This is a genomic window from Ruegeria sp. BE10, assembly GCF_056538905.1.
The window spans coordinates 765,424-791,415 of the sequence record NZ_JBQFTX010000001.1 but is presented as its reverse complement, the minus strand read 5'-3'; the positions used below and the strand labels follow the sequence as shown (position 1 = coordinate 791,415).

The 25,992-nt window shown below is 57.4% G+C and carries 26 protein-coding genes and 3 tRNA genes; 13 read left to right on the top strand and 16 right to left on the bottom strand.

Annotated elements, in window-relative coordinates; genetic code table 11:
* Positions 1–17: 17 nt before the first annotated feature.
* Positions 18–680 (bottom strand): DNA-3-methyladenine glycosylase I, encoded by a 663-nt coding sequence (locus tag ACR0M2_RS03930; protein ID WP_480704083.1) that lies wholly within the window; start codon positions 678–680, stop codon positions 18–20.
* Between the two features lie 168 nt (positions 681–848).
* Here ACR0M2_RS03930 and ACR0M2_RS03925 point away from each other — a divergent pair, with 168 nt between their 5' ends.
* The 4 genes from ACR0M2_RS03925 (at position 849) to ACR0M2_RS03910 (ending at position 4,558) form a co-directional block, all read left to right on the top strand.
* Complete coding sequence (locus ACR0M2_RS03925) at positions 849–1,514, top strand: NnrU family protein (protein WP_170516475.1); 666 nt, start codon at positions 849–851, stop codon at positions 1,512–1,514.
* Positions 1,515–1,586: 72 nt separating this feature from the next.
* Positions 1,587–2,108: a DUF2478 domain-containing protein gene (locus ACR0M2_RS03920; protein ID WP_480704082.1), complete on the top strand. Its 522-nt coding sequence runs from the start codon at positions 1,587–1,589 to the stop codon at positions 2,106–2,108.
* 87 nt (positions 2,109–2,195) lie between these two features.
* Positions 2,196–3,443 carry a D-arabinono-1,4-lactone oxidase gene (locus ACR0M2_RS03915; RefSeq protein WP_480704081.1) on the top strand — a complete coding sequence of 416 codons (1,248 nt, stop codon included), beginning with the start codon at positions 2,196–2,198 and terminating at the stop codon, positions 3,441–3,443.
* A complete protein-coding gene (locus ACR0M2_RS03910) occupies positions 3,440–4,558 on the top strand; it encodes an alanine racemase (RefSeq protein ID WP_480704080.1) in 1,119 nt (372 codons plus the stop codon). Before ACR0M2_RS03915 ends, ACR0M2_RS03910 begins: the two co-directional genes overlap by 4 nt.
* Positions 4,559–4,592: 34 nt before the next feature.
* On the opposite strand, the gene ACR0M2_RS03905 is transcribed toward ACR0M2_RS03910, so the two are convergent.
* Positions 4,593–4,676, bottom strand: a tRNA-Tyr gene (locus tag ACR0M2_RS03905).
* Positions 4,677–4,792: 116 nt separating this feature from the next.
* Between ACR0M2_RS03905 and rlmB the strand changes: the two genes are divergently transcribed.
* The 4 genes from rlmB (at position 4,793) to ACR0M2_RS03885 (ending at position 7,089) form a co-directional block, all read left to right on the top strand.
* Complete coding sequence (gene rlmB, locus ACR0M2_RS03900; protein WP_480704079.1) at positions 4,793–5,566, top strand: 23S rRNA (guanosine(2251)-2'-O)-methyltransferase RlmB; 774 nt, start codon at positions 4,793–4,795, stop codon at positions 5,564–5,566.
* Entirely contained in the window at positions 5,547–5,861 is a 315-nt protein-coding gene (locus ACR0M2_RS03895; protein WP_480704078.1) for a hypothetical protein, read from the top strand. Before rlmB ends, ACR0M2_RS03895 begins: the two co-directional genes overlap by 20 nt.
* Before the next feature lie 106 nt (positions 5,862–5,967).
* Entirely contained in the window at positions 5,968–6,420 is a 453-nt protein-coding gene (locus tag ACR0M2_RS03890; protein ID WP_170360318.1) for a YHS domain-containing (seleno)protein, read from the top strand.
* Between the two features lie 198 nt (positions 6,421–6,618).
* Complete coding sequence (locus tag ACR0M2_RS03885; protein ID WP_170409102.1) at positions 6,619–7,089, top strand: CoA-binding protein; 471 nt, start codon at positions 6,619–6,621, stop codon at positions 7,087–7,089.
* Here ACR0M2_RS03885 and ACR0M2_RS03880 read toward each other — a convergent pair.
* From ACR0M2_RS03880 to ACR0M2_RS03865, 4 genes are all read right to left on the bottom strand, one after another.
* The gene (locus tag ACR0M2_RS03880; protein ID WP_170409104.1) at positions 7,086–7,652 is read right to left on the bottom strand and encodes a hypothetical protein; all 567 of its coding nucleotides are present in this window, start codon (positions 7,650–7,652) and stop codon (positions 7,086–7,088) included. The genes ACR0M2_RS03885 and ACR0M2_RS03880 overlap by 4 nt on opposite strands.
* Positions 7,653–7,725: 73 nt before the next feature.
* Complete coding sequence (locus ACR0M2_RS03875) at positions 7,726–8,043, bottom strand: phosphoribosyl-ATP diphosphatase (protein ID WP_170409106.1); 318 nt, start codon at positions 8,041–8,043, stop codon at positions 7,726–7,728.
* Entirely contained in the window at positions 8,040–8,801 is a 762-nt protein-coding gene (gene hisF / locus ACR0M2_RS03870; protein ID WP_170374487.1) for an imidazole glycerol phosphate synthase subunit HisF, read from the bottom strand. Before hisF ends, ACR0M2_RS03875 begins: the two co-directional genes overlap by 4 nt.
* Positions 8,802–8,900: 99 nt before the next feature.
* The gene (locus ACR0M2_RS03865) at positions 8,901–10,943 is read right to left on the bottom strand and encodes a fused MFS/spermidine synthase (RefSeq protein WP_480704077.1); all 2,043 of its coding nucleotides are present in this window, start codon (positions 10,941–10,943) and stop codon (positions 8,901–8,903) included.
* 416 nt (positions 10,944–11,359) lie between these two features.
* On the opposite strand from ACR0M2_RS03865, the gene ACR0M2_RS03860 reads away from it, so the two are divergent.
* The gene (locus ACR0M2_RS03860; protein WP_254429466.1) at positions 11,360–11,806 is read left to right on the top strand and encodes a DUF302 domain-containing protein; all 447 of its coding nucleotides are present in this window, start codon (positions 11,360–11,362) and stop codon (positions 11,804–11,806) included.
* 49 nt (positions 11,807–11,855) lie between these two features.
* On the opposite strand, the gene hisA is transcribed toward ACR0M2_RS03860, so the two are convergent.
* A complete protein-coding gene (gene hisA, locus ACR0M2_RS03855; protein WP_170360311.1) occupies positions 11,856–12,578 on the bottom strand; it encodes a 1-(5-phosphoribosyl)-5-[(5-phosphoribosylamino)methylideneamino]imidazole-4-carboxamide isomerase in 723 nt (240 codons plus the stop codon).
* A 134-nt stretch (positions 12,579–12,712) separates the two neighbouring features.
* On the opposite strand from hisA, the gene ACR0M2_RS03850 reads away from it, so the two are divergent.
* Complete coding sequence (locus tag ACR0M2_RS03850; protein WP_226688714.1) at positions 12,713–13,114, top strand: DUF2147 domain-containing protein; 402 nt, start codon at positions 12,713–12,715, stop codon at positions 13,112–13,114.
* Between the two features lie 4 nt (positions 13,115–13,118).
* Here the strand turns inward: ACR0M2_RS03850 and hisH are convergent, their stop codons facing one another.
* Together hisH and hisB are read right to left on the bottom strand one after the other, a co-directional pair.
* Positions 13,119–13,757, bottom strand: coding sequence for an imidazole glycerol phosphate synthase subunit HisH (gene hisH / locus ACR0M2_RS03845; RefSeq protein ID WP_480704076.1), 639 nt, complete (start codon positions 13,755–13,757; stop codon positions 13,119–13,121).
* Entirely contained in the window at positions 13,758–14,345 is a 588-nt protein-coding gene (gene hisB, locus ACR0M2_RS03840) for an imidazoleglycerol-phosphate dehydratase HisB (RefSeq protein WP_480704075.1), read from the bottom strand. It lies immediately after the preceding gene.
* 154 nt (positions 14,346–14,499) lie between these two features.
* Between hisB and ACR0M2_RS03835 the strand changes: the two genes are divergently transcribed.
* Positions 14,500–14,739 carry an Lrp/AsnC family transcriptional regulator gene (locus ACR0M2_RS03835; RefSeq protein WP_170331970.1) on the top strand — a complete coding sequence of 80 codons (240 nt, stop codon included), beginning with the start codon at positions 14,500–14,502 and terminating at the stop codon, positions 14,737–14,739.
* On the opposite strand, the gene ACR0M2_RS03830 is transcribed toward ACR0M2_RS03835, so the two are convergent.
* The 3 genes from ACR0M2_RS03830 to ACR0M2_RS03820 form a co-directional block, all read right to left on the bottom strand.
* Complete coding sequence (locus ACR0M2_RS03830; protein WP_170374497.1) at positions 14,736–15,602, bottom strand: GNAT family N-acetyltransferase; 867 nt, start codon at positions 15,600–15,602, stop codon at positions 14,736–14,738. The two genes, ACR0M2_RS03835 and ACR0M2_RS03830, sit on opposite strands and share 4 nt — an antisense overlap.
* A gap of 85 nt (positions 15,603–15,687) precedes the next feature.
* A tRNA-Gly gene (locus ACR0M2_RS03825) sits at positions 15,688–15,762 on the bottom strand.
* A 34-nt stretch (positions 15,763–15,796) separates the two neighbouring features.
* Positions 15,797–15,871: transfer RNA gene (locus ACR0M2_RS03820), tRNA-Gly, on the bottom strand.
* Between the two features lie 148 nt (positions 15,872–16,019).
* Between ACR0M2_RS03820 and ACR0M2_RS03815 the strand changes: the two genes are divergently transcribed.
* The gene (locus ACR0M2_RS03815) at positions 16,020–16,172 is read left to right on the top strand and encodes a hypothetical protein (protein ID WP_170374500.1); all 153 of its coding nucleotides are present in this window, start codon (positions 16,020–16,022) and stop codon (positions 16,170–16,172) included.
* A 16-nt stretch (positions 16,173–16,188) separates the two neighbouring features.
* On the opposite strand, the gene ACR0M2_RS03810 is transcribed toward ACR0M2_RS03815, so the two are convergent.
* The 4 genes from ACR0M2_RS03810 to ACR0M2_RS03795 all read right to left on the bottom strand — a co-directional run bounded on the left by ACR0M2_RS03810 (position 16,189) and on the right by ACR0M2_RS03795 (position 23,194).
* On the bottom strand, positions 16,189–16,572 hold the full coding sequence (locus tag ACR0M2_RS03810) for an MAPEG family protein (RefSeq protein WP_170374503.1): 384 nt from the start codon (positions 16,570–16,572) through the stop codon (positions 16,189–16,191).
* A 74-nt stretch (positions 16,573–16,646) separates the two neighbouring features.
* Positions 16,647–20,084 (bottom strand): pyruvate carboxylase, encoded by a 3,438-nt coding sequence (locus ACR0M2_RS03805; protein ID WP_480704074.1) that lies wholly within the window; start codon positions 20,082–20,084, stop codon positions 16,647–16,649.
* Between the two features lie 146 nt (positions 20,085–20,230).
* Positions 20,231–21,367 (bottom strand): alpha-hydroxy acid oxidase, encoded by a 1,137-nt coding sequence (locus ACR0M2_RS03800; protein ID WP_480704073.1) that lies wholly within the window; start codon positions 21,365–21,367, stop codon positions 20,231–20,233.
* A gap of 39 nt (positions 21,368–21,406) precedes the next feature.
* Positions 21,407–23,194 (bottom strand): sensor domain-containing diguanylate cyclase, encoded by a 1,788-nt coding sequence (locus tag ACR0M2_RS03795; protein WP_480704072.1) that lies wholly within the window; start codon positions 23,192–23,194, stop codon positions 21,407–21,409.
* A gap of 189 nt (positions 23,195–23,383) precedes the next feature.
* Between ACR0M2_RS03795 and ACR0M2_RS03790 the strand changes: the two genes are divergently transcribed.
* Positions 23,384–25,780, top strand: coding sequence for an ATP-dependent helicase (locus ACR0M2_RS03790; protein WP_480704071.1), 2,397 nt, complete (start codon positions 23,384–23,386; stop codon positions 25,778–25,780).
* Positions 25,781–25,992 lie beyond the last annotated feature (212 nt).

The window sequence follows — 25,992 nt, the reverse complement described above, 5'->3', positions numbered from 1 at the left end:
CCACACTGCAACCGGTTTTACAGGCTCATCGCCAAAACCCGGCTGATTTCCGTCAACGACCGCCCGGATTGGTCCATCCAGGTGTTGAATGCGTCTTGAACGGCAGCCATCGCCTTCTTGGAGCTTGGCGCTTTGTCGATCACGCCTTCAGCAATCAATCGGGCGGTGACGTCCTGCGACAGGATGAAACTGTCGCGCCCGGCAAATCGCATGGCGTATTGCGCCGAGGCCCCACCCAGACGCGACCCGCGCTTGCCTAGCATCGCCAGCAAGCCGACGTAATCAGCCGAGGGCCAGCCGCCCAGCACCTTTCCCACGCCACCTTCCTGACGCAGTTCCAACAGAAACGCGGCGTTGTCGCGGACCGTGGCGATCTTGGTGCCGTTGCGGACAATGCGGGTGTCTTGCAGCAGGGCGTCGAACTTCTCATCATCCATAAAGGCACAGCGACCGACGTCAAAACCATCAAAGGCAGCTTCAAACCCTACCCATTTGTTTTCGATAACCTTCCAGTTGAACCCGGCCTGAAAGACGCATTTCGTGATGATCGACAGCCAGCGATCATCGGGCAGGGCGGTCAACTCAGCCACGCTTTTAGGTTTGCTCAGCTTGGCCCGCAAAGCGTCGGGCCCACCGTGGCGATTGGCAGCCATGGTGTAGATCTCATCGAAATGGTGCATCGGTGTCCTCCGCAGGCAGGGTTGCCTGTTCATTGTCGGGTTGCAAGCGTTGAAACAATATGCCCAGAACATGCGCGGAAAGCCCATGCGCCGCACCCGACTTGATTTCGGACAAGGATCATGCCGCGTCACGGACCTAAATAGGGGCCAACATTGACGGAGAATACCATGCTGGGTTGGGCTCTTTTCCTTGCCGCACTGATCACCTTTCTGCTGACCCACGCCATCCCCGCCCGACCCGTCGTGCGCGGGCGGTTGATCGACGTGATGGGACGCAGGGGGTATTTTACAGCCTATTCCGCGTTGTCCCTGCTAGTTTTGGGCTGGCTGATTGTCGCCGCAGCGCAAGCGCCCTATGTTGAAGTAATTCCACCGCTTCCCATCCTGCGTTGGGTGCCGCTGTTGACCATGCCTGTGGTGTGCTGGTTGGCGGTGGCAGGTTTGACAATCCAAAATCCGTTTTCTTTTGGCGGCCTGGGTCACCGTCGGTTCGACCCCGAAAACCCCGGTATCCTGCGCACCACGCGTCACCCGCTTCTTGCTGCCATGATGCTGTGGGCCTTGGCACATCTTCTGGCGAATGGCAGCCTGTCGCATGTCATCTTATTCGGTCTTTTTGCAGGTTTTGCGGCGTGGGGCATGGCGCTGATCGATCAGCGCAAGGCGCGCGATATGGGGATCGAATGGGTACGCCTATCCCGCAATACGGCGCGGTTTTCCCTGCGCGCGCCGCGACCTTGGCCGGGCTTGGGGATCGCGCTGATTTCCTTGGCTGCATTTGTGGTTCTGCTTCACCTGCACGCGCCTGTGATCGGCCTTTCGCCCCTGCCATAACGCAAGGAGTGGCCGGACCGGGTCATGCGTGCTATCTGGAAAGTCACACTTTAGGACTATGAGGGTCTTTCAATGTATCTGGCCTATGTTACCACCTCCGATCGCGGCGCGACCGACCGCCTGCTGAGCGCCGTTGCCGAACATCTTCTGGCCAACGATGCCCGTCTGGTCGGCGTGGTTCAAACTAACACCGAATGCGCCGACAGCAGCAAATGCGACATGGATGTCCGTGTACTGCCAGACGGCGAGACCATCCGCATCTCGCAATCTCTGGGCGAGCATTCGCGCGGTTGTCGGCTGGACCCGGCTGCGTTGGAGCGGGCTGTGGGGTATGTCACCAACTCGCTTGAGGATGCGCCGCAGTTGCTGATCATCAACAAGTTCGGCAAGCATGAGGCTGACGGGCGCGGTTTTCGCCCGGTGATCGCCGAAGCGTTGACACTGGATATCCCCGTGCTGGTCGGCGTGAACGGTTTGAACAAGGAAAAGTTTCAAGAGTTCACCGGCGGCGCGGCCGAGCAGCTGGAGCCGAACCTCGAAGCCATCTCTGCTTGGTTCGACCGGGTCAACGCGCAACGCGCGGCTGCGGCCTGAGTTAACCTCTCGTTGGGTAAACCTCTGTAATCCTGACTTGTTTCGTTCCACCTGTGCTGCAATCTTCGATCCAAGGGGAGATTGCACATGTGGACCAACTGGGCCGGAAACCAGCGCGCGCAGACGCCGATCACACGCCCGACCTCGGTTTCCGAGTTACAGCAGGCGGTAGCGCAGTCAGGTACGCTGCGGGTTGTAGGCGCGGGTCATTCGTTCACACCCATTGTTGCCGGTGGGGATCGGATACTGGACTTGTCGGATATCGACTTGCCAGTGGTGAGAGAAGTCGTGGAAGACAAGGTTTGGGTGAACGCAAATGCCCGGCTGCGCGACTTGTCTCCGGCCTTGGCGGGGCAGGGGATGGCCTTTCGCAATCTCGGTGACATCAACACACAGTCTTTGGCCGGTGCAGTATCAACCGCCACACACGGCACCGGACGCTCGCTGCCCTGTCTGGCAGCGGAAATTACCGCCGCAAAACTGGTCAGCGCGGGTGGGGATATTCTGACAACCGACGACCTTCCGCTTGAGATGGCGCAAGTCACTTTGGGCATGTTGGGCATTTTGACCGAGGCCCAAATCTCGGTCGTGCCGAAATACAACCTGCGCCGAAGGGTACGATTGGCTGATCTGCAGGACTGCATCGCCAACATGCACCAGAACTGGGCACAGAACCGAAATTTCGAGTTCTTCTATATCCCTTTCACCGGTAAGGCCGTCGAGCTGCGCCATGAAATTTCAGACGCAGCCGAAAGCAGGGCACCACGTGATCTGGACATGATTGCCGTCAAAGTGCTGAAGCTGGCGCGCAATGTTGGTCGGCTCAGCAGTGGGCTACGCGATTTGCTGTTGCGACTACTGACCATAGCGCAATCGGACGAAGACTATGTGGGCGAAAGCTGGCGGGTGCTGTGCAGTGACAGGCATATTCGGTTCAAAGAAATGGAATACCACCTGCCGCCCGACGTCGCCCAAGATGTTCTGCAAGAGGTCATTACCCGGCTGCATCGCGACCACAAGGATATCTATTTCCCAATTGAAGTCCGCCAAACTGCGGGCGACTCGGCCTGCCTATCCCCATTTCAGGGCAAGCCGCGCATTTCAATAGCAATCCACACAGATGCGGACGAGGATCACCGGCGATACTTTGACGCGATTGAGCCATTATTTGTCGAAGCGGGCGGACGACCGCATTGGGGCAAAATGCACAGCCTCGCCTACGCAGAACTATCCACCATGTATCCTGACTTCGACCGTTTCTGCGCGCTGCGGGAACAATTGGACCCGTCGGGCAAGTTCCTAATGCCCGCGCTTGCCAGGCTGTTTCGACCATGACGAACTATCTGCAATCCCTCTCTGAAACGCTGCGTGCGTATGGCGTGGACAAGCCGGTCGCGGTGGTTGACCTGGACAGGATCGATGCAAATTGTGCCTTGGCGGTGGACAGGTCGGATGATGGGTTGGGCCGTCGATTGGTCGCCAAATCCCTGCCTTGTTTGCCGCTGCTGGATCATATTCGGGGCCTGATCCAAACTTCAGGTTTGATGACGTTTTCCGAGCCTATGCTGCTGGCGCTTTTGAAGGCCGAGCCGAAAGCCGACCATTTGATCGGCAAACCGTTGCCGGTCCGGTCAGCTGCGCGGGTTCTGAGCGAATGTCCAGACGCTGCTGCGCGGGTTCAATGGCTGATCGACTCGTCGGAACGGTTGCAATCCTATCTGGCCCTTGCAGCGGATCGTCAGTTAGCCCTGCGCCTGTCGCTTGAGGTTGATATCGGCCTGCATCGCGGTGGCTTTCAACCAGATCAAGTTGCGTGCATTGCGCAAGAAATTGAGACAAACCCTAATGCGCGGTTGTCCGGTGTTATGGGGTACGAGGCGCATCTGGCCAAACTGCCGCATTTTTTGGGCAAACGTGCCTTTCGGGCCAGCGCGGATGCGTTCGATCTCGCCGTTTCCAACCTGCCGAATGAGGCCAAAGGGCTGTGCCTCAACACGGGTGGCAGTCTGACTTTTCAGTCCTACCGCACAACAGGTAAGACCACCGAGATCGCTTTTGGGTCGGTCCTCGTGAAACCCACAGATTTCGACCACAAAACGACACAGGGATTTCAACCCGCAGCGTTCATCGCGACTCCGGTTTTGAAAACCATGCCCGGTAATTCGCTGCCGGGATTGGATTTTCTGGCCCGGCGCAAAACCGATCTTGCGATTGTCGGGGGGTATTTCCGCGCTAAACCGGTATTTCCCAACGGCTTTGGCTATTCCTCCATTTTCGGACGTTCAACCAATCAGGAGGTCTGGACAGGCCCACCTGATGCGCCTGTCAAACCTGGCGACATCGCCCTGCTACACCCAAGCCAGAGCGAAGCTGTGCTGAATCAGTTCGGGATCGTATTGGCGGTTAGGGGTGGTCAGGTGGTAGACGAATGGGAATGCCTGCCGAATTAACGGCCCCTTGCACTTTGTCACCATCAGAAGAAGATGGTGGGCGACCCTGGAATCGAACCAGGCGTGCGTCTCCGCGAGGGAGTTACAGTCCCCTGCCACACCTTGCGGCCTGTCGCCCACTGTCAGGCGTTGCACCTGACGTGGAGGCGTGATTACTAGCGCCTTAAAGGAGCGTCAACAGGAAAATACCGCTTTGACGCAGGAAACCGATTTCCCGGCCCGGAGGCCCAAGAAATGAAGAAACCCAAGTGGGTCGTTGAGAAAGAACAAGCCCGCAAAGCGGCTGCGTCCGAAACTGTCTGGCTGTTTGGCCTTCACGCTGTACGCGATGCGTTGATGAATCCGAAGCGGCAAAAACTGCGTTTGATCGTGACGCGAAATGCGCGGGACAAGCTGACAGAGGCCATTGATTTTGCAGGGATTGAGGTCGAAATGGTCGATCCGCGCAAATTCACCGCGCCGATTGATCCGGGGTCTGTCCATCAAGGCGCAGCGCTTGAGGTTAAATCGCTGGATTGGGGTGGGCTGGCCGAGAATTGCATCGGGCGCGAACATCCTCGCGTGATTCTGCTGGACCGGGTGACCGACCCGCATAACGTCGGGGCGATTCTGCGCTCAGCCGAGGTTTTGGGGGCCAGTGCGGTTATCGGCACGCGGCACCATTCGGCGCCGGAAACCGGGGCGCTGGCCAAAACCGCTAGCGGCGCGTTGGAACGTCAGCCGTATTTGCGGGTTCGCAATCTGGCCGACGCCATCGTCGAGCTTCAGAACATGGGATTTCTGGTTCTTGGTCTGGATGGTGAGGCCGAAGAAACCATCGAGACAGCGTTGGGTGGCAAACTTGATCAGCCGGTTGCCTTGGTATTGGGGGCCGAGGGGCCGGGCTTGCGGCAAAAAACCAAAGAAACAGTTGATCAACTGGTGAAAATCGACGCAGCGGGCGGGTTTGGGTCACTTAACGTCTCAAATGCTGCCGCAATTGCCCTATATGCCTCAAGGCACAGATAGACAGGAGAGTGCCATTCCCAGCCCGTCCAAAATCGCCACCTGTTGTTATTGCGGGACCCGCGCTGCGCTGGTTCTGAAAGGTCAGGACCGTCATGAGCTGAGCTGTTCCAGCTGCGGGGCGCCATTGCATAACCTCAAGATGATGCCCAAGCGTAAATTGTCCGAAAGCCAATCAAAGCGTGGTGCGGCAAAGCTGACTGCAAGCCACAAGAAAAAGAAGCAGAAAAAGAAAAAGAGTGTCTTCTCACACGTGTTGGATGAGGCATGGGATGTCATCGAAGACATCTTTGATTGATGTGGCGCCTGGGCGACACAGGTGATCACAAGCCCGTTAAGTGGGGTGTCACTTGGTCATAAAACTTGCATCTTGAGACCCTGATGACCTTGTTCCGATTTCTGTGATGTTGACCCGACGTTTTCTTCTGGGCGCGATTGCCGCCGCTTTGATCACTCCTGCCGCAACAGCGCAGGAGATACCTGTCTTCTACGTGACCGATGGCACCGCGATGTCCGGGTATGACGTGGTGTCGTATTTCAATGGCGATGCTCCGGTTCATGGTCAGCCGAAATACGCCGTCGTCTGGAAAGGGGCCCAATGGCACTTTGCAACCGCTGAGAACCGTGACGCGTTTGAACGTGATCCACGTGCCTTTGCCCCTCAATTCGGTGGATATTGCGCCTATGCCATGGCGCATGGATCGCTTGTTAGCACCGATCCCAAGGCATGGCAGGTCGTGGACGGTCGGCTGTATCTGACCCACTCACCCGAAATCGAAGCGATGTGGCGTGAAGCCAGGACGGAATATATCCGTATGGCCGAAGCGCATTGGCCTGTAATTCTTTACGAGCAATAGGCGGGTTTTCGCTTTTCGTGATCTGTCATCACAAAAATGCGCATCCCCTCTTTTTTTCTCTCAATTTATGCCTAAATGTCACAGTGACCGCGGAACGGAACTGCCGCGGGTCATTTCACTGTCCCTCGTTCCAACAACTGGCGCTCAGGTTCGACCTGGGCGCTTTTTTCTTTGTTAAGGACGGCATAGGGTGCGCAGATGGCCGACTATTCCGATAAGCACCTTAGAGAGATTCTGCAGCGCACCAAAGTTGTCGCTGTTGTGGGTGTGTCAATGAACCCGGTACGCCCCAGTTATTATGTGGCGCGATATCTGTCGTTGAAGGGTTTTACGGTCATTCCGGTCAACCCGGGCCACGCAGGCAAAGAGCTGTTTGGTCAGACCGTCAGGGCGTCGTTGTCCGAGATTTCTGAACCCGTAGATATGGTCGATATCTTCCGCCGCTCCGAATCCGTGCCGCCGATTGTGGATGAGGCATTGGACGCATTCCCGAACCTGCGCACCATTTGGATGCAGATCGGTGTCGAAAACGCTGATGCTGCCGCCAAGGCACAGGCGCGCGGGGTGGATGTGGTGATGAACCGTTGCCCCAAGATCGAATATCAACGCCTGTTTGGTGAGTTGCGCATGGGCGGATTTGCCACTGGTGTCATCTCGTCCAAAATCTAGCCGCCGGTATAGGGCAAGAGATCGCCGTATTGTTCCACTCGGCGCTTCTCCAAAACGACGTCGCGTGGCACCCATTCGTATTTTGTGTCTTCGATCAGCGGCGACCAAAACAGCACTCCGCCATAGCGCCACGGATCCAACACCACACCGTCATACATCGTTTCCCCTCTGCGGCTGATGATGGCCGTGCTGTGATCGATTCTGAACGGGTTGTCGGCGTTGGCGATGGCGCGGTGCAGGTCAAGCGTCTGGAAGCTTTCCTGCTTCAGGCGGCGCTCGATATCTTCGGCCCAATGCCAGCACAGCCCGCGCGGGCGCAGACCCTTATTGACCTTGGCGTTGTGGATCAACGGAGGGTCGGTGATTTCGTATTCCTGCACCAATTGCGCCGTATAGGAATAGGCAATACGCGCGGCGCGGTCAGCCTCTTCCGGGTCGATATCGGGGCCGAGGCTGCGTATTTCACTGGCCAGCCGTTGAACTTCATCTCCGGTCGAAGGGGGAGGGGACGCACAAGCGCCCAGCGTCACAAGGGCCAGCACCAAGGCCAAAGCTTTGATCATCTGCATGCCCTTCGATCTGCAAAGCGTGAAACACGATGATAAAGGGTTGAGCGGTATGACGAAACCCTGCCGATTACCCCTCGGGGCGCGCGGCTTTTTCGGCGATGCCGCTGGTGCCCTGACGACGTTCCAATTCCGCCAGCACATCATCCAGTGCCACATCCCGCGCAGCCAGCATGACAAGCAGATGATAGAGCACATCCGCCGCCTCTGCCGTAAGCGCGGCCTTGTTGTCCTTGACGGCCTCGATAATGGCTTCGACGGCCTCTTCGCCGAATTTTTCGGCGCATTTCTCGGGCCCTTTTGCCAGTAGCTTGGCGGTCCAACTGGAGTCAGGATCAGCGTTTTTGCGGGCCTCAATTGTGGCGGCCAGATCGTGTAGAATACTCATGTCAGCCTCATCGGGATACCTGCGGCGGTCATGTGTTCCTTGGCTTCGCGGATGGTGTATTCGCCGAAATGAAAGATCGAGGCGGCAAGAACGGCGCTTGCCCCGCCCTCAGTGACGCCTTCGACCAGGTGGTCAAGGTTGCCAACCCCGCCCGAAGCGATCACTGGTACATCCACTGCGTCGGAAATCGCGCGGGTCAGGGGCAGGTTGAACCCGGCCTTGGTGCCGTCGCGGTCCATTGACGTCAGCAGGATTTCCCCGGCACCTTTGGCGACGACGGTTTTGGCGAATTCCACCGCGTCAATGCCGGTGGGTTTGCGGCCGCCGTGGGTGAAAATCTCCCACTTGCCGGGGCTGACGGTCTTGGCGTCGATGGCACAGACAATGCACTGGCTGCCGAACTGATCGGCTGATTCCGCGATCACATCCGGGTTTGCCACGGCGGCCGAGTTGAAACTGACCTTGTCCGCACCAGCCAGTAGTAGGGCGCGCACGTCATCTTTAGTACGCACACCGCCACCCACGGTGAGGGGCACAAAGCACTGCTCGGCGGTGCGTTGTACCACGTCAAACATTGTACCGCGGTTTTCATGGGTGGCGTGGATGTCCAGAAAGCAGATCTCATCTGCGCCGGCGGCGTCGTAGGCCTTGGCCGATTCAACCGGGTCACCGGCATCACGCAGACCAACGAAATTCACGCCCTTGACCACACGGCCATCAGCGACATCCAGACAGGGAATGATGCGGGTTTTCAGCATGTCGGCATCCTTTGTTGCCGCACCTCTACCTACAAAGCCCCGCCGATGCCAGTGCTGAACAGCCTGACTGTGGCGGGGCACAGGTTGCGTTATGTGCAATCAGTTTGTGTGCAGTATCTTGAGGGCCGACAGAAGGTTCGCCTTGTCATCCGTCCACGGAACCTGACCGTCGGTGACCAAAGGCTCCCACTTGCCGGTATCGATGAACGATTCGATGCGATTTTTGTCTCGGCTCAGGATGACGACATGCGTGTCAGACGCGCCGGTTTTTTCTTCTTCCTCGGTGGCATCGTCCATTTGAAGTGCCGCGTGCAGGTTCAGCGTTGCTGCGGCTCGCGCCAGTTGCGGTGAAAGATCGTAATACTGGTTCGAGATATGGAAGACCAACGTGCCATCCTGATCCAGATGGTTCAGATAGACCTCGATTGCCTCCTGCGTGATCAGGTGGAGCGGTATCGCGTCGGAACTGTAGGCGTCCAGCACCATGATATCAAAGTCGAACTTTTGATATTCCAGAACGATCCGGGCGTCGCCCAGATGGGTGGTCGTGTCCGGTGCACATGTGGACATATACGTGAACAGCTCAGGGTCGCGTGCAATGCGATCAACGGTTTGGTCGATCTCAAAGAAATCCCACGTCTGATGCGGTTGCCCATAGCAAGCCAACGCACCGGTCCCAAGGCCGACAATTGCGACATTGTCCGAGTTCTGGCCGTATTCCGATGTCAGGATTTCGGCCATTGGCCCGTTCGGATGATAATACGAAGACCCAACCGGCCGCGTACTAGGCGGTGTTTGCCTTTGCCAGCCGTGTACGGTGGTTCCGTTCTTGTAGACCCGGAACTCTTTAAAATCATAGACGGCGTGGGTTCCGAAAAAGCTGCGATCGCGGAAATAGACCTGAGTCTTCGAGATCAGGTTCGGTGCCAAAACGATCAGCAGAACTGTCGCCAATCGGGTCGGGGCATTTCTAAAGGCCAGTAGCACTGCGGCAACAAGTGAGGACGCCACCAAGATACCAAGTGTGCGAGAGTCGAACACGAGGCTGAAGCGCAGTGCGCCTGTCACGAACAACAGCGGAATCGACGCAATGATTCCAATGGCAACGTGACGGATACTGAAAGTACCTGCGTGCAGCAGAAACAGTCCACCGGTCGCAATGAGTGTCAGGGCGAATTCGATCTCGCGGTCAAAGAAGACCGGCGCAATGATCGAGTTGAACAGGCCTCCACAAGCCCCTCCAACCGAAAGCGCCAGATAGAAGACGGTCAGATGCTCGGCTGGTGGCCGAAGTTCATACAGAAGCCTATGCGCAAACAGGGCGACCAGAAAGAGGATCGGAACATACAGCATCATCAACGCCAAGGCCTTGTGCGTCGGTGCAACCTTGGACAGCAGGACCACGGCGATTGCCAGCGCGATCAAAACCGGAACTTTCAGACTATCCAGGGTGACGCGACGCCATTTGGTAAAAGCGAGAATGAAGGTCAGGATATATGTCGCCAGTGGCAGAACCCAGATTAGCGGGATGGCACCAAGATCGATGCTGAGCTTGGTTGTTGTGGCCAGCATCAGGGATGACGGAATGAATGCAATGAACACCCAAGTGGAAATTGTCTTGACGCTCAGGGCGCTGCCTGTCGTTTGCGGTTCATGTACGGCGACAGGTTCGGTTCCACCACGAAGGGCAAACACACCACTGACGGCCATAAGAATACCAAACACGACAAATCCGACGGACCAGAACAGGCTGATGTCTTGCGCACCAAAGAAAGGATCGGCCATCAGTGGGAACGCCAACAGGGCCAGCAGCGATCCAACATTGCTGGCTGCGTACAGAAAATATGGATCGTTGGCCGATGGACCGCCTGAGCGCGAATACCATGCCTGAAGAAGCGGGGCATTTGCGGACAGCACTGCAAATGGAACGCCTACCCCTGCCGCAAACAGAATCAGCGTTTGAAGGGCAATAGATTGCGAAGAATCGAATCTCCAGCCTTCTTGCGTGGCCAAGGGTAAAAAGCTGAGGGCGATCAGCCAAAGGGCCAGATGTGTAACAAGTTGCCAACGCAGGCTAAACCACCGAGTCAGGATATGGGCGTACAGATATCCCATGATCAACATAAGTTGGAAAAACAGCATAGCTGTTGTCCAAACCGCCGGTGCACCGCCGATTTTGGGCAAGACGAGTTTTGCGAAAAGCGGTTGAACAAAAAACAGAAGGCTGGCGCTGATAAAAATTGTCGCGCAAAAACTGATGACCGGAGCATAATAGCGCCAATTTTCAGTCGGTTGAGATACGTTTGAAACGGACACAATGAAACTCCGGCATTAGATTGCGGTTCAGCCCTAGCGACGGAATAAGACTATTTTGCGGCTGATATGTGCAAACTCTTACCGGAAACGTGGAATTGTTCACGATTTGTCATCGGTCGCGGCGGGCCCATTGAAACCCATTTAATTCGTAACCGGCAAAGCCTCGCCGATGCCGGAGATGTGATTGCCACCCGGTTCAAAACTGTGAACACTGCGCCCAAATTCATCAGGAGATCAAAGAGATGCGTAAACTTTTTTTGACAGCCGCTTTTGTATTTGGGGGGACCGTCGCAGCGATGGCAGACGATATCATCAAGGTAAACACAGCTAAATCCGTGCCCGAGGTAATGGATGCACTTGAAGCCGCCGTTGGCAATGCAGGCGCGACCGTATTTGCGCGCGTCGATCACGCGGCTGGTGCGGAAAAGGTCGGGCTGAGTATCCCAGCCAATCAGGTGCTGATCTTCGGCAACCCGGCGCTGGGAACGCCCGCGATGCAGATCGACCCGAGGGCGGGATTGTTCCTGCCACTGAAAGTTCAAGCCTATGAGGATGAAAACGGTCAGGTTTGGCTGGCTTATGAAGACCCGAAAGAGACCATGGATGAGCTTGACGACGTCGAGAAATCTCCGGTCATCGAAAAGATGCGCGGTGCGTTGGCCAAACTGACTTCGGTCGCGGCTCAATAACATCAGGAATGCGCCAGCTGCACTTCTTGCTGGCGCATTCGGACCCGCTCTAGTTGCTCAGGGTGGCTAAGGCCTCTTTCAGATCGAGGGCTCCGTCATAGAGCGCCCGACCAGAAATCGCCCCGTTCAATTCGACGCCACAATCGCGCAGGGCGATGAGATCATCCAGCGAACTGACACCTCCCGAGGCAATGACCGGGATTGAGACGGCGCGGGCCAGATCGGCGGTTGCTTCAATATTCGGGCCCTGCATCGCGCCATCGCGGTTGATGTCTGTGTAGATGATGGCTGCGACGCCTGCATCCTCGAAACTGCGGGCCAGATCGGTGACCTGAACGTCGGTCTCTTCGGCCCAGCCCTTGGTGGCGACCATACCGTTCCGCGCGTCAATGCCCACAGCGACCTTGCCGGGGAATGCCTTTGCTGCTTCACGCACCAGATCGGGGTTTTCCACTGCAACCGTACCCAGAATTACGCGAGCGAGGCCTTTTTCGATCCAGGTTTCGATTGTGGCCATGTCGCGAATGCCGCCACCCAACTGCGCGGGCACGTTGCAGGCTTTCAGAATGGCCTCGACCGGCGCGGCATTGACCGGCTCACCCGCAAAAGCGCCGTTCAGATCGACAAGATGCAGCCACTCGCACCCGGCCTCGACAAAGGCGCGGGCTTGCGCGGCCGGATCGTCGTTGAACACGGTGGCCTTGTCCATTTCACCGCGCAGCAGGCGCACGGCCTGGCCGTCTTTGAGGTCGATGGCGGGGTAGAGGATCATGTCGGGCGGCCCTATATCTTGGTCAGTCGCGCGGGATATCGCACAGTCAGGGCAGGGGATGCAACGCGACGCAAAGTCATTCTTGCCCGAAGCCGATCGCCGGGCCAGAGTGATCGCAACACAGGGAGAGCATTATGAAGAAACTTCTACTTGCAGCAGGTTTTGCCACCATGGCGACCACCGCTTTTGCGGCTGACCCAGTTGATGGGCTGTGGAAGACCCAGCCGGGGGATACGGGCGGCTATCTGCATGTAACCATTGCGGAATGTGGCAGTGCGATTTGCGGCACAATTGACAGCGCCTTCGACGGTGATGGCAACCAGCAGTTGGAATACGAAAACCTGGGCAAACAGATCATCTGGGATATGGTGCCCGAGGGGGATGGTCAGTACGACAGCGGAAAAATCTGGGCACCGGACCGCGACAAGACCTACAACTCGAAAATGACACTGGACAGTCAGAATGAGCTGACTGTCAAAGGCTGTGTTGCTGGTGGCCTAGTCTGCCGTGGGCAGACCTGGACGCGGGTTCAGTAACCGTTCAGGGCATCCAGGTCAGGAAGTTTCCGATCATGCGTAGGCCCACGTCCTGGCTTTTCTCGGGGTGGAACTGCATGCCAACCATTGTGTCGCGGCCAATCACGGCCGTGACCTCTTGGCCATAGTCCACATAAGCCAACCGCTCTGCCGGGTCTGTCACCCGAAAATGGTAGGAGTGGACGAAATAGACATGATCACCCGTTTTGACGCCACTGAACACTGGATGATCGCTTTCCAGCACCAGATCGTTCCAACCCATATGGGGCACCTTCAGCGCATCGTCCGAGGGTTCGATCCGCAGCACATCACCTGCCACCCAATCCAGGCCGTCGGTCTCGGTGTATTCATGACCTTTTGAGGCCATCAGCTGCATCCCGACGCAGATGCCAAGAAACGGGCGGCCATTTTGTTCCACCGCCTCGACCATCGCGTCATAGATGCCTTTGTGGCCGCGCAGTTCGGACGCGCAGGCTGGAAAGGCGCCGTCACCGGGCAGAACCAGACGGTCGGCCCGCGCCACAACATCCGCGTCCGAAGTCACAACGACCTGACCGGCATCCATTTCGCGCGCCATGCGCTGAAACGCCTTTTCGGCCGAGTGCAGGTTGCCGCTTTCGTAGTCGATAATGGCAGTGAGCATTTACAGCGCACCCTTTGTGGACGGAATCGCATCGGCCTTGCGCGCGTCAGTCTCAACCGCCAGACGCAGGGCGCGGGCGACGGCTTTGAACGCGGCCTCGGCAATGTGGTGGCTGTTGAAGCCGTGCAACTGGTCGATGTGCAACGTGATGCCGCCATGGGTGCTGAGCGCCTGAAAGAACTCGCGTACCAGTTCGGTGTCGAACGCGCCGATCTTGGGCGTCGGCAGGTCCACGTTCCAGATCAGGAACGGACGGCCCGACAGATCCAGCGCACACCGCACCTGGGCGTCATCCATGGGCAGGTGGCATTCGCCATAGCGGCGGATACCTTTCTTGTCGCCTAGGGCCTGGGTCAACGCCTGACCCAGCGCGATGCCGGTATCCTCGACCGTGTGGTGGTCGTCGATGTGATAATCACCCTTGGCACAGATCGTCATGTCGATCAGCGAATGGCGCGCCAGCTGGTCCAGCATATGATCGAAGAAACCGACGCCGGTCTGGTTGTCATAGGTGCCGGTGCCGTCCAGATTGACCTCGACCGATATTTCGGTCTCGGCGGTTTGACGGCTGATCTTTGCGCTGCGCATGGGCGAATTCCTTTTGCTACAGGCGCGCTTATAGACGGGGATGGCCCGCCTTATCCAGACCAAGCGTGGCATTCACCGCAAACTGTTTCAGGGGATTGCGCCCGGTCGCGGCCCATGCCAGCCTGCGGGAAACTGAACCAACAAGGCACGGCCCATGTCCACTTGCGTTTTCATCCAGATTCGCTGCAAACCCGGCACTACCTACAAGGTGGCCGAGGAAATCGCCCTGCGCGAAATCCATTCTGAGCTGTATTCGACCAGCGGTGAGTTTGACCTGCTGCTAAAGCTTTACATCCCCGAGACCGAAGATGTAGGCCATTTCATCAATGAAAACCTGCTGGTGATTCCCAATATCGAACGGTCGCTGACCACGATGACGTTCAAGGCGTTTTAACCAAGCTCAAAGGTCGTGACGCCAAAGATGCGGCTCAGATCGATGTCTGGTTCGTAGTCTGAATACATCCGGGCTGTTTCGAACACCTTGTCCAACCCAAGTTCATCGGCCAGCGCGAACGCTGATGGGTTGGGTTGAGGCATGTCCACGAAAACCTCATGCTCATTGTGATCCTCAGGGATTGCAGTCAGAATTGCGGCCAGCAAAGCCCTTGCGATGTCGGAGTTATCCGCAAACAGGGGGCCAACCTTATACCCAGTGAGGCAGGGGCGAAGTGTTGCGTACCCTCTGATTCTGCCGTTCTCGGTAAAGACTTTCGATACGTGGCTATAGGCACTCAGCCAGTTGCCCAGAAACAAGTCGCGTGGCGCGGGAAACAGTTCGCGATCATAGTCTTTCAAGGCGTCGGATGCTTGGGTCAGATCGGTGATTTGATCGTTCTGTCTGGTTCCCAGCTTAGCCAACATCCGACTTTTCGTGCCGGCAAAACGATAGTTGTTATAGGCAAAGGTAAAGCCGGACTTGCGGTAATTGTCCTGTTGCTCGACCACGCCATCCAGCCCCATATTGCGCCCGGTACAATGGGCCAACGCATGCTGAGCGATCTCAAGCCCGTGGCCATGGTGGCGAAACTCGGGTTTGACGATATAGAACCCCAGGAATGCGAAGGTTTCGTCGTAATTTACCGCTGATACCGACGCGATCATCTCGCCATTCAGAAACCCACCCAGAAACCCATCCGGGTCTGTCGTGCGAAAGCACTCGGCATCATGTTTGCCCGGATTCCACCCTTCGCGACCGGCCCAATCCACGGCGTGTTCGACTTCGGCGGCAGTAAGGGGGCGAATGACATAGTCCGACATGGGCGAATTCCGTGCATGATTGAAATCACGGCCAGAATGGCGCAACGCTTACGAAGAAACCAGTGTGTTTGAAAGGGTTTGTATCTGGAGCGGGCGAGGCGATTCGAACGCCCGACCCTAACCTTGGCAAGGTTATGCTCTACCCCTGAGCTACGCCCGCATCAGATACATATGTTGGTCCGAAGACCTCTCAATGGAGCGGGCGAGGCGATTCGAACGCCCGACCCTAACCTTGGCAAGGTTATGCTCTACCCCTGAGCTACGCCCGCGCCGTTGAGTGAGGAGGGATGTATAAATTCCCACGCGGGCCTGCAAGCAGAAAAAGACAAAAAGGCGGAAAAATCTTTCGACGGAAACCCCGCCGCCGCACGTTCAAACCACAGAGCATTATAAAACAAGAGGGTTCGAGGAGAGGAAATGATACGGGTTGCAGATATGAAAATGGCACTGCTGGCCGCACTGATCGTGTTGACGGCCGTGTTCTGTGCGGAAGATGAGGACAAACTGGTCGAGGTTGAGCCGGTCCTAATGAAAGCACCACTGATTGAGACGCAGATATTGGCGGGATAAGCCCCCGCCAGCCGGATCAGAGCGCCAGCACGAGATTTGCAATTGCGGCCACCAGAATGGCCGTGAAGGTCAGCAGCATCCCGATCTGGCGCAGAATCACGATCTGCGGACTGCGACCGAAGCCATAGGCATGCATCACCCGCCCACTCAGCAGCGCCAGTCCCAGCAGGTTCAGCAGCAGCCCACCCGCGCCTTGCAGTTCGACCATCGCGATCAGCAGCAGGGCAAAGGGTGTGTATTCGACAAAGTTGGAATGCGTCCGCATCACTTTGAGCATCGCCGTATTCCCGCCGTCGCCGTAGGAAATCTTGTCGCTGCGACGTTGGCTGATGACCTTGGCACTCAGCACGACGTACAAAATCGCCAGCAGTGCGGCATAGATTGGGGTGACGGACAGCATCTTGATCCTCCTCGGCGTAAAAAAGGCCGCCCGGTTCCCCGCGCGGCCCTTGTTAATTTAGAAAGCTAAACCGGTTATTCCAGTTCGACCAGCAGGTCCTTAGCGTCAATCTGGCCTCCGGGCTGCACGTGAACGGCCTTGACCGTCGCGTCGCGTTCGGCGTGGATGCCGGTTTCCATTTTCATCGCTTCGATGGTCAGCAGCATGTCGCCTTCCTTGACCTGCTGACCAGCTGTGACGGCGACAGTGGCCACAACACCTGGCATCGGTGCGCCGACATGGTCGTGGTTGCCCGCCTCGGCCTTGGGCCGCGCCTGCGTGGTCGAAGTGACCATGCGGTTCGGTACCCGGATCACGCGGGGCTGGCCGTTCAGTTCGAAGAAGACTTTGACCTCGCCCTTTTCATCCGTATCGCCGATGGCCTGACAGCGGATTTCCAATGTCTTGCCCGGATCGATCTCGGCGGTGATCTCTTCGCCTGGCTCCATGCCATAGAAGAACGTGCGCGTGGGTAGGGTGCGGACCGGACCATAGACGCGGTGACGGCCCATGTAGTCCAGGAAGACCTTGGGATACATCAGGTAGCCGTTCAGATCCTCGTCATCGACCTCTTTGCCTTCCAATTGCTTGGATAGCTCGGCGCGGGTGGCTTCCAGATCAACCGCCGGCACGTCCTTGCCCGGGCGGTCGGTGTTCGGTGCCTCGTCTTTTAGCACCTTCTTGATGATGGTGTCCGGGAACCCTCCAGGAGGCTGACCCAGATTGCCACGCATCATGTCGACGACCGAGTCGGGGAAGGCCACGTCAGAATCCGGGCTTTCCACATCGTCACGTGTCATGTTCTGACTGACCATCATCAGCGCCATGTCACCGACGACCTTGGATGACGGCGTTACTTTCACGATATCACCGAACATCTGGTTCACGTCCGCATACATCTGCGCCACTTCGTGCCAACGCTCTTCAAGGCCGAGGCTGCGCGCCTGTGCCTTGAGATTGGTGAACTGACCACCTGGCATTTCGTGCAGATACACCTCAGACGCGGGGGCTTGAAGGCTGGACTCAAAAGCCGCGTACTGGCCGCGCACTGCCTCGAAGTAATCGCTGATCTCCCGGATTGCCTTGATATCCAGTCCGGTGTCGCGCTCGGTATGGCGCAGCGCTTCGACCACAGTGCCCAGCGTCGCCTGCGAGGTGTTGCCGCTGAAGCTGTCCATCGCGCAATCCACCGCGTCTACGCCGGCCTCGGATGCGGCCAGAATGGTGGCGCTGGCGATGCCGGCGGTGTCGTGCGTGTGGAAGTGGATCGGTAGCCCGACCTCTTCTTTCAGCGCCCGGATCAGAATCTTGGCCGAGGCCGGTTTCAGCAAACCCGCCATGTCCTTCAGGCCCAGAACGTGTGCCCCTGCATCGCGCAACTCTTTCGCCATGCCGACATAGTATTTCAGGTCGTACTTGGAGCGGTCCGGGTCCAGAATGTCACCGGTATAGCAAACGGTGCCTTCGCAGATTTTGCCATTCTCGACCACTGCATCCATCGCAACGCGCATGTTCTCGACCCAGTTTAGCGAGTCGAACACGCGGAACACGTCGATATTCTTGGACGCCTGACGTACGAATTCCTGTACCACATTGTCGGGATAGTTGGTGTAGCCAACCCCGTTCGCCCCGCGCAGCAGCATTTGGGTCATCAGGTTCGGCATCGCTTCGCGCAGGTCACGCAGGCGCTGCCACGGGCATTCCTGCAAGAAGCGATAGGCCACATCGAAAGTTGCGCCGCCCCAGCATTCGACGCTGAACAGTTGTGGCAGGTTGGCCGCATAGGTCGGTGCCACCTTGATCATGTCGATTGAGCGCATCCGGGTGGCCAGCAGCGACTGGTGGCCATCACGCATAGTGGTGTCGGTGATCAGCAGCTGACGCTGCGCTTTCATCCAGTCGGCTACAGCCTGCGGGCCCTTTTGCTCCAGCAGATTGCGGGTGCCCATTTGCGGCTCGGCCTTGGGCGCGGGGGCTTTGGCTTCTTTTAGATCAGCGCGCGGGGCGGGACGATCTGCGGTCTCGGGATGCCCGTTCACGGTGATATCCGCGATATAGGTCAGAACCTTGGTGCCGCGGTCGCGACGACGCTTGAAGGTGAACAGGTCCGGCGTCGTGTCGATGAATTTGGTGGTGTATTCATTCGACAGGAAGGTCGGGTGTTTCAGCAGGTTGATGACAAAGTCGATATTGGTGCTGACGCCGCGAATACGGAACTCGCGCAGGGCCCGGTCCATCCGGGCAATCGCCGCGTCGGGCGTTGGGGCCTTGGCGGTCACCTTTGTCAGCAACGAGTCATAGTACCGCGTAATCACGCCACCCGCATAAGCCGTGCCGCCATCCAGACGGATACCCATACCCGTGGCCGAGCGATAGGCGGTGATGCGGCCGTAATCGGGGATGAAGTTGTTCTGCGGGTCTTCGGTGGTGATCCGGGTCTGCAGCGCGTGACCGTTCAGATGCACATCGGCCTGGCTGGCGGCACCTGTGGCCTCGGCCAGGGTTTTGCCCTCGGCGATCAGGATCTGCGCCTGCACGATGTCGATTCCGGTGACTTCTTCGGTGACGGTGTGTTCCACCTGCACGCGCGGGTTCACTTCGATGAAGTAGAACTTGCCGGTTTCCATATCCATCAGGAATTCGACAGTGCCCGCGCATTCATAGTTCACATGGGCGCAGATTTTACGGCCCAGTTCGCAGATTTCCGTGCGCTGTTCTTCGGACAGATACGGGGCAGGGGCGCGTTCCACGACCTTCTGGTTCCGGCGCTGGACCGAACAGTCGCGTTCATAGAGGTGATAGATCTCGCCATGTTTGTCGCCGAGAATTTGCACCTCGACATGGCGGGCGCGGGTGATCATCTTTTCCAGATACCCCTCGCCGTTGCCGAACGCAGCCTCGGCCTCACGGCGGCCTTCCAGAACCTTTTCTTCCAGCTCGTCCTCGGATTCGATCGGGCGCATCCCGCGTCCGCCGCCACCCCAACTGGCCTTGAGCATCAGCGGATAACCGATCTCGGCAGCTTCCTTGCGGATCGCGTCCATGTCATCGCCCAGAACCTCGGTCGCCGGGATGACGGGTACGCCCGCCGCGATAGCCACACGTCGTGCGCTGGCCTTGTCACCAAGCGCACGCATGGTTTCAGCTTTGGGACCGATGAAGGTGATGCCATTCTGAACGCAGGCATCCACGAAATCGGGGTTCTCGGACAGCAGACCATAGCCTGGGTGGATCGCGTCCGCGCCGCATTCCTTGGCCACGCGGATGATCTCGTCGATGCTCAGATAGGCAGCAACCGGTCCCATCCCCTCGCCGATGCGATAGGCCTCATCCGCCTTAAACCGGTGCAGGCCCAGCTTATCTTCTTCGGCGAAGACAGCGACGGTGCGTTTGCCCATCTCGTTTGCTGCGCGCATCACGCGAATGGCTATCTCGCCGCGATTGGCGATCAGGATCTTGTTGAAGTTGGTCATATCAGGTCCCGGTCTTGGTGGTTTGGCCGTATTCATAGGCGGACAATACGCGCTCGTATATCAGTCGTTCTGGGTAGAACCGGCATGTTAACGCTCGCAAACGCCGCTTGGTGGCGCAAACTTACTAGCAATTCTGCGCTGCAGCATCAATTGCTGTATTGACGTAGCGTAAGTTGATCCAACTTTGCCAAACCCATCTGGCCCATATTCGCCAGCATGTCCTGTCGCAGAATGTCGATGACATGGGCCGGGCCGCGTGACCCAAGGGCAGCCAACCCATAAAGAAAACCCCGCCCCAGCATGACGAAATCCGCCCCAAGCGCCAAAGCTCGCAGAACATCAAGCCCGCCTTCAACGCCACTGTCAAAGATCAGCGGCAAGTCTGTGGCCGCTCGTATGGCGGGAAGCGCGCAAATGCTAGCCGGGGCGCCATCGAACTGCCGCCCACCGTGATTCGAGACCCAAAGCGCATCAACACCGGCTTGTTTCAGGCGAGCCGCGTCTTCGGCGCGCATCACGCCTTTCACAACGAACGGACCATCCCATGCATCGCGCAACCATTTGACATAGTCCATATCCGGCGATGTGCGCAGCAGGTATCCGATATGTGCCGTGGGGGACAGCGCGCTATCGCCATCGATGTATTTGTCGAGCGTCCTCATTCGCGGCATACCATGTCGCGCCATGCCCAAGGCCCAAGTCGGGCGTTGGGCGATCTGCGCCAGCAAGCGTGGCGTCAGTCTGGGTGGATGGGTCAGGCCAGATCGCACCTGCCGTTCGCGCCGCGATGCAACCGGGACGTCAACTGTCAGCACAAGCGTTGAAAACCCGGCGGATTTGATGCGACCTAACATGTCCGCGCGAATATCCGGGTCCTTTGGAGGGTAAAGTTGAAACCAGGCGTTTTGACCAAGATGAGGAGCCAGATCTTCGGGGCTTTGGCTGGCGACGGTCGACAAAGTATACGGCAACCCTGCCTTGGCACCGGCGAGGGCCAGCAGTTTCTCAGCATCCGGCCAGATCAGTCCCGACATTCCAATCGGTGCAATACCGAAGGGCAAGGGAAAGTCTTGGCCCAAAAACTGTGTTCTGGTGTCACATTCGATAGGACCATGCAGGATTGAGGGTAAAAACTCCACATCATCCAGTGCGGCCCTGTTTTTGTGCAGCGTGACCTCGGACCCTGTACCGCTATCCAGATATTCCCAGACGAAATGCGGAACCTTGCGCCGTGCGTGGCGTTTCAGATCGCCAATGCTGGGGAATGAGCTGTGCAGGTCCATACGAATTGATCCGACCTACACAGTGATTCTGCAAGGTTTTCAGGCCGCTGATGCTTGAGTTGTGGATTTGGTCGGTTGCTCGGGCTTGCTTTTATTACCCTGTGCCGGATCAGCGCCATTGGCGACATGCACCTGATTTCGACCCTTGTCTTTGGCCACATACAGGGCGTCATCCGATGCACGCATCAAATCCTGGGGCATAGAACCGTGCGCAGGATAATGGGCAACGCCAACGGAAATCGTGATGCGCGGCAGTGATTTCTCACCATAGCGGACCGAGACAGCTTCGACCGCCTGCCGCAATTGTTCGGCCCGGGTCATGGCGTCTTCGGGGGTGTTGTCGGGCAGGATCAGCATGAATTCCTCACCTCCGATGCGGCAGGCAACCTCGTCCCGGTCACAGCCCTGTTCCAAGGCCGAGCCCACCGCGCGCAGCACCATGTCGCCCGCATCATGACCATGGGTGTCGTTGAATTTCTTGAAGTGATCCACATCCACAGCGATCAAGCTAAGCGGTGCGCCTGTCTGTTGGCTGCGGCTAATGGATTTGCGCAACGTGTCGGTCATATGCCGACGATTGAACAAGCCGGTCAGCGGATCACGGACCGATTGGTCATGCAATTGGTCCCGCATCCGCACATTTGCAATCGCCATGCTGATTTGTTCTGCACACAGTTGGGCCAGTTTTCTATTGGAATGAAACACTTTTTGGCTGCCTTCATGCGCCCGCAGATGGAGCAGGCCAACTGTTTCGCCATGCGCCAGAATGGGAAAACAGAAATAGGGGCGGCCATCATGGGGTTCGGCATGTTCGCAGACAAAATCAATCTCAGACGCGCCGTATTGGTATGTGCGACCGCGACGCAGACCCCAGCATCCTTCAGGGTGGATATGCGCCTTGTGAGTGCCGCCGTTCCAGCTTGCGCAGCCATCCAGAACATCGCGCGAGTTGGAGTAGACATACACGCTGCCCTCTGCCTCAGGCAGGATGTGGGTCATAAACCGTGAAACCATGTCGAACAGTTCATCCAGAGATCGGCTCGACTGTAGCCATTCATTCAATTCGCCCAACAGGCGTACCTCACGCGCCAACCTAAGTTGTTCATCCATCAGGTTGCGTTCTTTGGCTGATTGCCGTTGCAGCGCGCGTACCTGCAGACGGTTGGTACGATATGTCACCAATGAGACGCTGGCCAAAGCAACCAAAGCAATGCCGCAAAGGATCGAAAGTGAAACCCTCAGTCGGGTAATAAATGTTGTGCGCAGATCGGTGAAATCGGTGAAAAACTCAATCGCGCCGATGAAGCGTCCGTTTTTTGTGATCGGAACGAACACCTCAGCCACCTGATGTTGCAGGGCGGTACGCGTGCTTTCGGAATGCAGGTCGAGTCCGTCGATCTCAGACAGTGGGAGCGCTTCCTGAATATAATGCGTCATTCCGCGTGCAACATCACTGCGGAAAAAGGCACGCGTTTCGTAGGATCCGATTTCCTCGGGACGTGTTGACCAGACAACGCGCCCGGCCGTGTCGAACATTTTGAACCGATACACATCCGACGCTTCGGGCATCGAAGAAAGAAATTCGGCATCATGCGGGTCGATCTTGCCGGTTTGCAGCGCCGTTTCGGGATCTTTTAGATGCAGAACAACGCGGCGTTTCCACAGTTCGGACTGTTTCAATATGTCAGTTTTCAGCATTCGGTCCACAACCGGTGCCGGAAGAGAATAGACTCCCCAACCTGCAACCGCCGCCAGCGCTATCAACAAAACGGTGATCCCCGCCCATTTTACCCGATGGGCAAGCCGTCCCCGAGCCGTGAGTTTCATATCCCGTCCTCCCGCAATCTGACATCAGCATTGAGGCCAGAGTTTGAGAGAGAGTTAACGAGACCGGCAAAGGAGCAGACAAGAAAGCTCGAATTGCTCAGAGCTGTAGCTAAGGATTTGTTGCTTTTTAGGCGAACAAGCCGTGAACAAACCCTTTCCCTTGTCGCGGAACCAGCGTAGTTTGGAGGCATGAGCAGTTTCGACGAAATGGACGCCTTTGAGGGCGCATCGCTTTCGGCACGCGCCATGGCAGCGCGGCCCGCACCTTATCTGGATGAGTTGAACCCGGCGCAACGTGACGCGGTTGAGCGGTTGGACGGTCCGGTTCTGATGCTGGCCGGGGCGGGGACGGGTAAAACCAAGGCCCTGACCGCGCGTATTGCCCACTTGCTTAGCACGGCGCGGGCGCGACCGAATGAGATTCTGTCTGTGACGTTCACCAACAAGGCTGCACGCGAAATGAAAGACCGGGTGGGCCGCCTGCTGGGCCAGCCCGCCGAAGGGATGCCTTGGCTTGGCACCTTTCATTCTATCTGCGTCAAGCTACTGCGGCGCCATGCTGAGCTTGCAGGGTTGAAGTCGAATTTCACCATCCTGGATACGGACGATCAGTTGCGTTTGCTTAAGCAGTTGATTCAGGCCGCCAATATCGACGACAAACGCTGGCCCGCACGAATGCTGGCCGGAATCATCGACGATTGGAAAAACCGCGCTCTGACGCCAGACAAGGTGCCCGCAGCGGATGCCGGGGCCTATAACAATAAGGGCATTGAGCTTTACGCTCAGTATCAAGTCCGCCTGCGCGAGCTGAACGCGGTGGATTTCGGCGACCTGCTGTTGCATATGGTCACGATCTTTCAAACCCATCAGGATGTGTTGGAGCAATACCAGCGTTGGTTCCGCTATATTCTGGTGGACGAGTATCAGGATACCAACGTGGCCCAGTATTTATGGCTGCGCCTGCTGGCCGGGGCGCATAAGAATATTTGCTGCGTAGGCGATGATGACCAGTCGATCTATGGCTGGCGCGGGGCCGAAGTAGGCAACATCCTGCGGTTCGAAAAAGACTTTCCCGGCGCTTACGTGGTACGGTTAGAACAGAACTATCGCTCGACCCCGCATATTCTGGCCGCTGCGTCGAATGTCATCCGCGGAAACGAAAACCGTCTGGGCAAGGAACTTTGGACCGACGCGCAAGAGGGCGAAAAAGTTCGTCTGATCGGCCACTGGGATGGCGAGGAGGAGGCCCGTTGGATCGGCGAAGAGATCGACGCGATGCAAGGTGGAACTCGGGGTGCGCGGCCCTTCAATTTGGATGAGATTGCCATTCTGGTCCGTGCTTCGCATCAGATGCGCGCGTTTGAAGACCGGTTCCTGACCATCGGTTTACCCTACAAGGTTATTGGCGGCCCGCGTTTCTATGAGCGGATGGAGATCCGCGATGCGATGGCTTATTTCCGGCTGGTGGTCAGCCCCGGCGATGATCTGGCGTTTGAGCGGATTGTGAACACTCCGAAACGCGGCCTTGGCGACAAGGCGCAGCAGACGATTCAGATGACAGCGCGCGAGCGTGGTGTGTCACTGGTCGATGGCGCGCGGATTGCAGTCGACAATGGGTTGATCAAGGGCAAGGGCGGTAAGGCGCTGCGCGAGTTGATCGATGGTTTGGCGCGCTGGAATGCGATGACCCGCGGGCCGCGGATCGAGGTCGACGACGATTCGGTGATTGATGACGGCACTGCGCCCATGCGGTTCGGCGAGCCAGAGGTTTCACATATCGAACTGGCGCAGATCGTTCTGGATGAATCCGGCTATACCGCGCATTGGCAAAACGAAAAAACGCCCGAGGCGCCGGGACGATTGGAAAACCTCAAGGAATTGGTGAACCAGTTGGACAATTTCGAGAACCTGCAAGGGTTTTTGGAACATGTCAGCCTGGTTATGGATAACGAGCAGGAGGGGGACGGGGCCAAGGTTTCGATCATGACCCTACACGCGGCCAAGGGGCTGGAGTTTCCCGCCGTGTTCCTGCCGGGGTGGGAAGATGGGCTGTTCCCATCGCAACGGTCGATGGACGAATCCGGCCTTAAGGGTCTCGAGGAAGAACGACGGCTGGCCTATGTGGGCATCACCCGCGCGGAAGAAATTTGTACGATATCCTTCGCCGCCAATCGACGCGTGTTCGGCCAGTGGCAAAATTCGATGCCGTCGCGGTTTATCGACGAATTGCCCGAAGATCATGTCGAGGTACTGACACCTCCGGGCCTGTATGGCGGCGGTCAGCCTGCGGTGGGAATTGAAACCCGCGCGGCTGAGGCAAATGTTTATAACTCGCCCGGTTGGAAGCGGATGCAAGCGCGGCAGGGGCAGTATGGGATGTCTCAGCCACGCGAAACCCGCAACACGGTGATCGATGCAACCGCGGTCGCCAGCTTCACCCTGGGCGAGCGCGTGTTTCACCAGAAATTCGGCTATGGCGCGGTGGTCGGCATCGAAGGCGACAAGGTCGAGGTGGATTTCGAAAAGGCGGGCACCAAAAAGGTGGTCTCGCGGTTCCTGTCGGCTAAGGACGACATACCCTTTTAATCAAAAGGAATGTGCCTGACGGCACATGCTCGGTTTTTTTGGGCGCCCGGCCATTGCTGCGGCGCCCTGTTTCATTTGTGAAAAAGAAAAACGGCGGTTCCCAGGGAGGAGGAGGGGAACCGCCGTTCATTTCAACATCAGGGCAGGGAGGAGAAGAGCCCCGATGTGTCCGAACCCGGGTTTGATCCCGGTATGTGTAAGTCGCGGCGACA

Bases quoted from the DNA above. Each gene is read 5' to 3' on its own strand.
- ACR0M2_RS03915 (WP_480704081.1), top strand. From the start codon at position 2,196: ATGTGGACCAACTGGGCCGGAAACCAGCGCGCGCAGACGCCGATCACA.
- ACR0M2_RS03885 (WP_170409102.1), top strand. From the start codon at position 6,619: ATGGCCGACTATTCCGATAAGCACCTTAGAGAGATTCTGCAGCGCACC.
- hisB (WP_480704075.1), bottom strand. From the start codon at position 14,345: ATGCGCAGCGCAAAGATCAGCCGTCAAACCGCCGAGACCGAAATATCG.
- ACR0M2_RS03805 (WP_480704074.1), bottom strand. From the start codon at position 20,084: ATGACCAACTTCAACAAGATCCTGATCGCCAATCGCGGCGAGATAGCC.
- ACR0M2_RS03850 (WP_226688714.1), top strand. From the start codon at position 12,713: ATGAAGAAACTTCTACTTGCAGCAGGTTTTGCCACCATGGCGACCACC.
- hisH (WP_480704076.1), bottom strand. From the start codon at position 13,757: ATGCTCACTGCCATTATCGACTACGAAAGCGGCAACCTGCACTCGGCC.
- ACR0M2_RS03925 (WP_170516475.1), top strand. From the start codon at position 849: ATGCTGGGTTGGGCTCTTTTCCTTGCCGCACTGATCACCTTTCTGCTG.
- ACR0M2_RS03800 (WP_480704073.1), bottom strand. From the start codon at position 21,367: ATGGACCTGCACAGCTCATTCCCCAGCATTGGCGATCTGAAACGCCAC.
- ACR0M2_RS03875 (WP_170409106.1), bottom strand. From the start codon at position 8,043: ATGAGTATTCTACACGATCTGGCCGCCACAATTGAGGCCCGCAAAAAC.
- rlmB (WP_480704079.1), top strand. From the start codon at position 4,793: ATGAAGAAACCCAAGTGGGTCGTTGAGAAAGAACAAGCCCGCAAAGCG.
- ACR0M2_RS03835 (WP_170331970.1), top strand. From the start codon at position 14,500: ATGTCCACTTGCGTTTTCATCCAGATTCGCTGCAAACCCGGCACTACC.
- ACR0M2_RS03890 (WP_170360318.1), top strand. From the start codon at position 5,968: ATGTTGACCCGACGTTTTCTTCTGGGCGCGATTGCCGCCGCTTTGATC.
- ACR0M2_RS03790 (WP_480704071.1), top strand. From the start codon at position 23,384: ATGAGCAGTTTCGACGAAATGGACGCCTTTGAGGGCGCATCGCTTTCG.
- ACR0M2_RS03910 (WP_480704080.1), top strand. From the start codon at position 3,440: ATGACGAACTATCTGCAATCCCTCTCTGAAACGCTGCGTGCGTATGGC.
- ACR0M2_RS03930 (WP_480704083.1), bottom strand. From the start codon at position 680: ATGCACCATTTCGATGAGATCTACACCATGGCTGCCAATCGCCACGGT.
- ACR0M2_RS03795 (WP_480704072.1), bottom strand. From the start codon at position 23,194: ATGAAACTCACGGCTCGGGGACGGCTTGCCCATCGGGTAAAATGGGCG.
- ACR0M2_RS03860 (WP_254429466.1), top strand. From the start codon at position 11,360: ATGCGTAAACTTTTTTTGACAGCCGCTTTTGTATTTGGGGGGACCGTC.
- ACR0M2_RS03920 (WP_480704082.1), top strand. From the start codon at position 1,587: ATGTATCTGGCCTATGTTACCACCTCCGATCGCGGCGCGACCGACCGC.
- ACR0M2_RS03810 (WP_170374503.1), bottom strand. From the start codon at position 16,572: ATGCTGTCCGTCACCCCAATCTATGCCGCACTGCTGGCGATTTTGTAC.
- ACR0M2_RS03830 (WP_170374497.1), bottom strand. From the start codon at position 15,602: ATGTCGGACTATGTCATTCGCCCCCTTACTGCCGCCGAAGTCGAACAC.
- ACR0M2_RS03895 (WP_480704078.1), top strand. From the start codon at position 5,547: ATGCCTCAAGGCACAGATAGACAGGAGAGTGCCATTCCCAGCCCGTCC.
- ACR0M2_RS03880 (WP_170409104.1), bottom strand. From the start codon at position 7,652: ATGATCAAAGCTTTGGCCTTGGTGCTGGCCCTTGTGACGCTGGGCGCT.
- hisA (WP_170360311.1), bottom strand. From the start codon at position 12,578: ATGATCCTCTACCCCGCCATCGACCTCAAAGACGGCCAGGCCGTGCGC.
- ACR0M2_RS03865 (WP_480704077.1), bottom strand. From the start codon at position 10,943: ATGCTGTTTTTCCAACTTATGTTGATCATGGGATATCTGTACGCCCAT.
- hisF (WP_170374487.1), bottom strand. From the start codon at position 8,801: ATGCTGAAAACCCGCATCATTCCCTGTCTGGATGTCGCTGATGGCCGT.
- ACR0M2_RS03815 (WP_170374500.1), top strand. From the start codon at position 16,020: ATGATACGGGTTGCAGATATGAAAATGGCACTGCTGGCCGCACTGATC.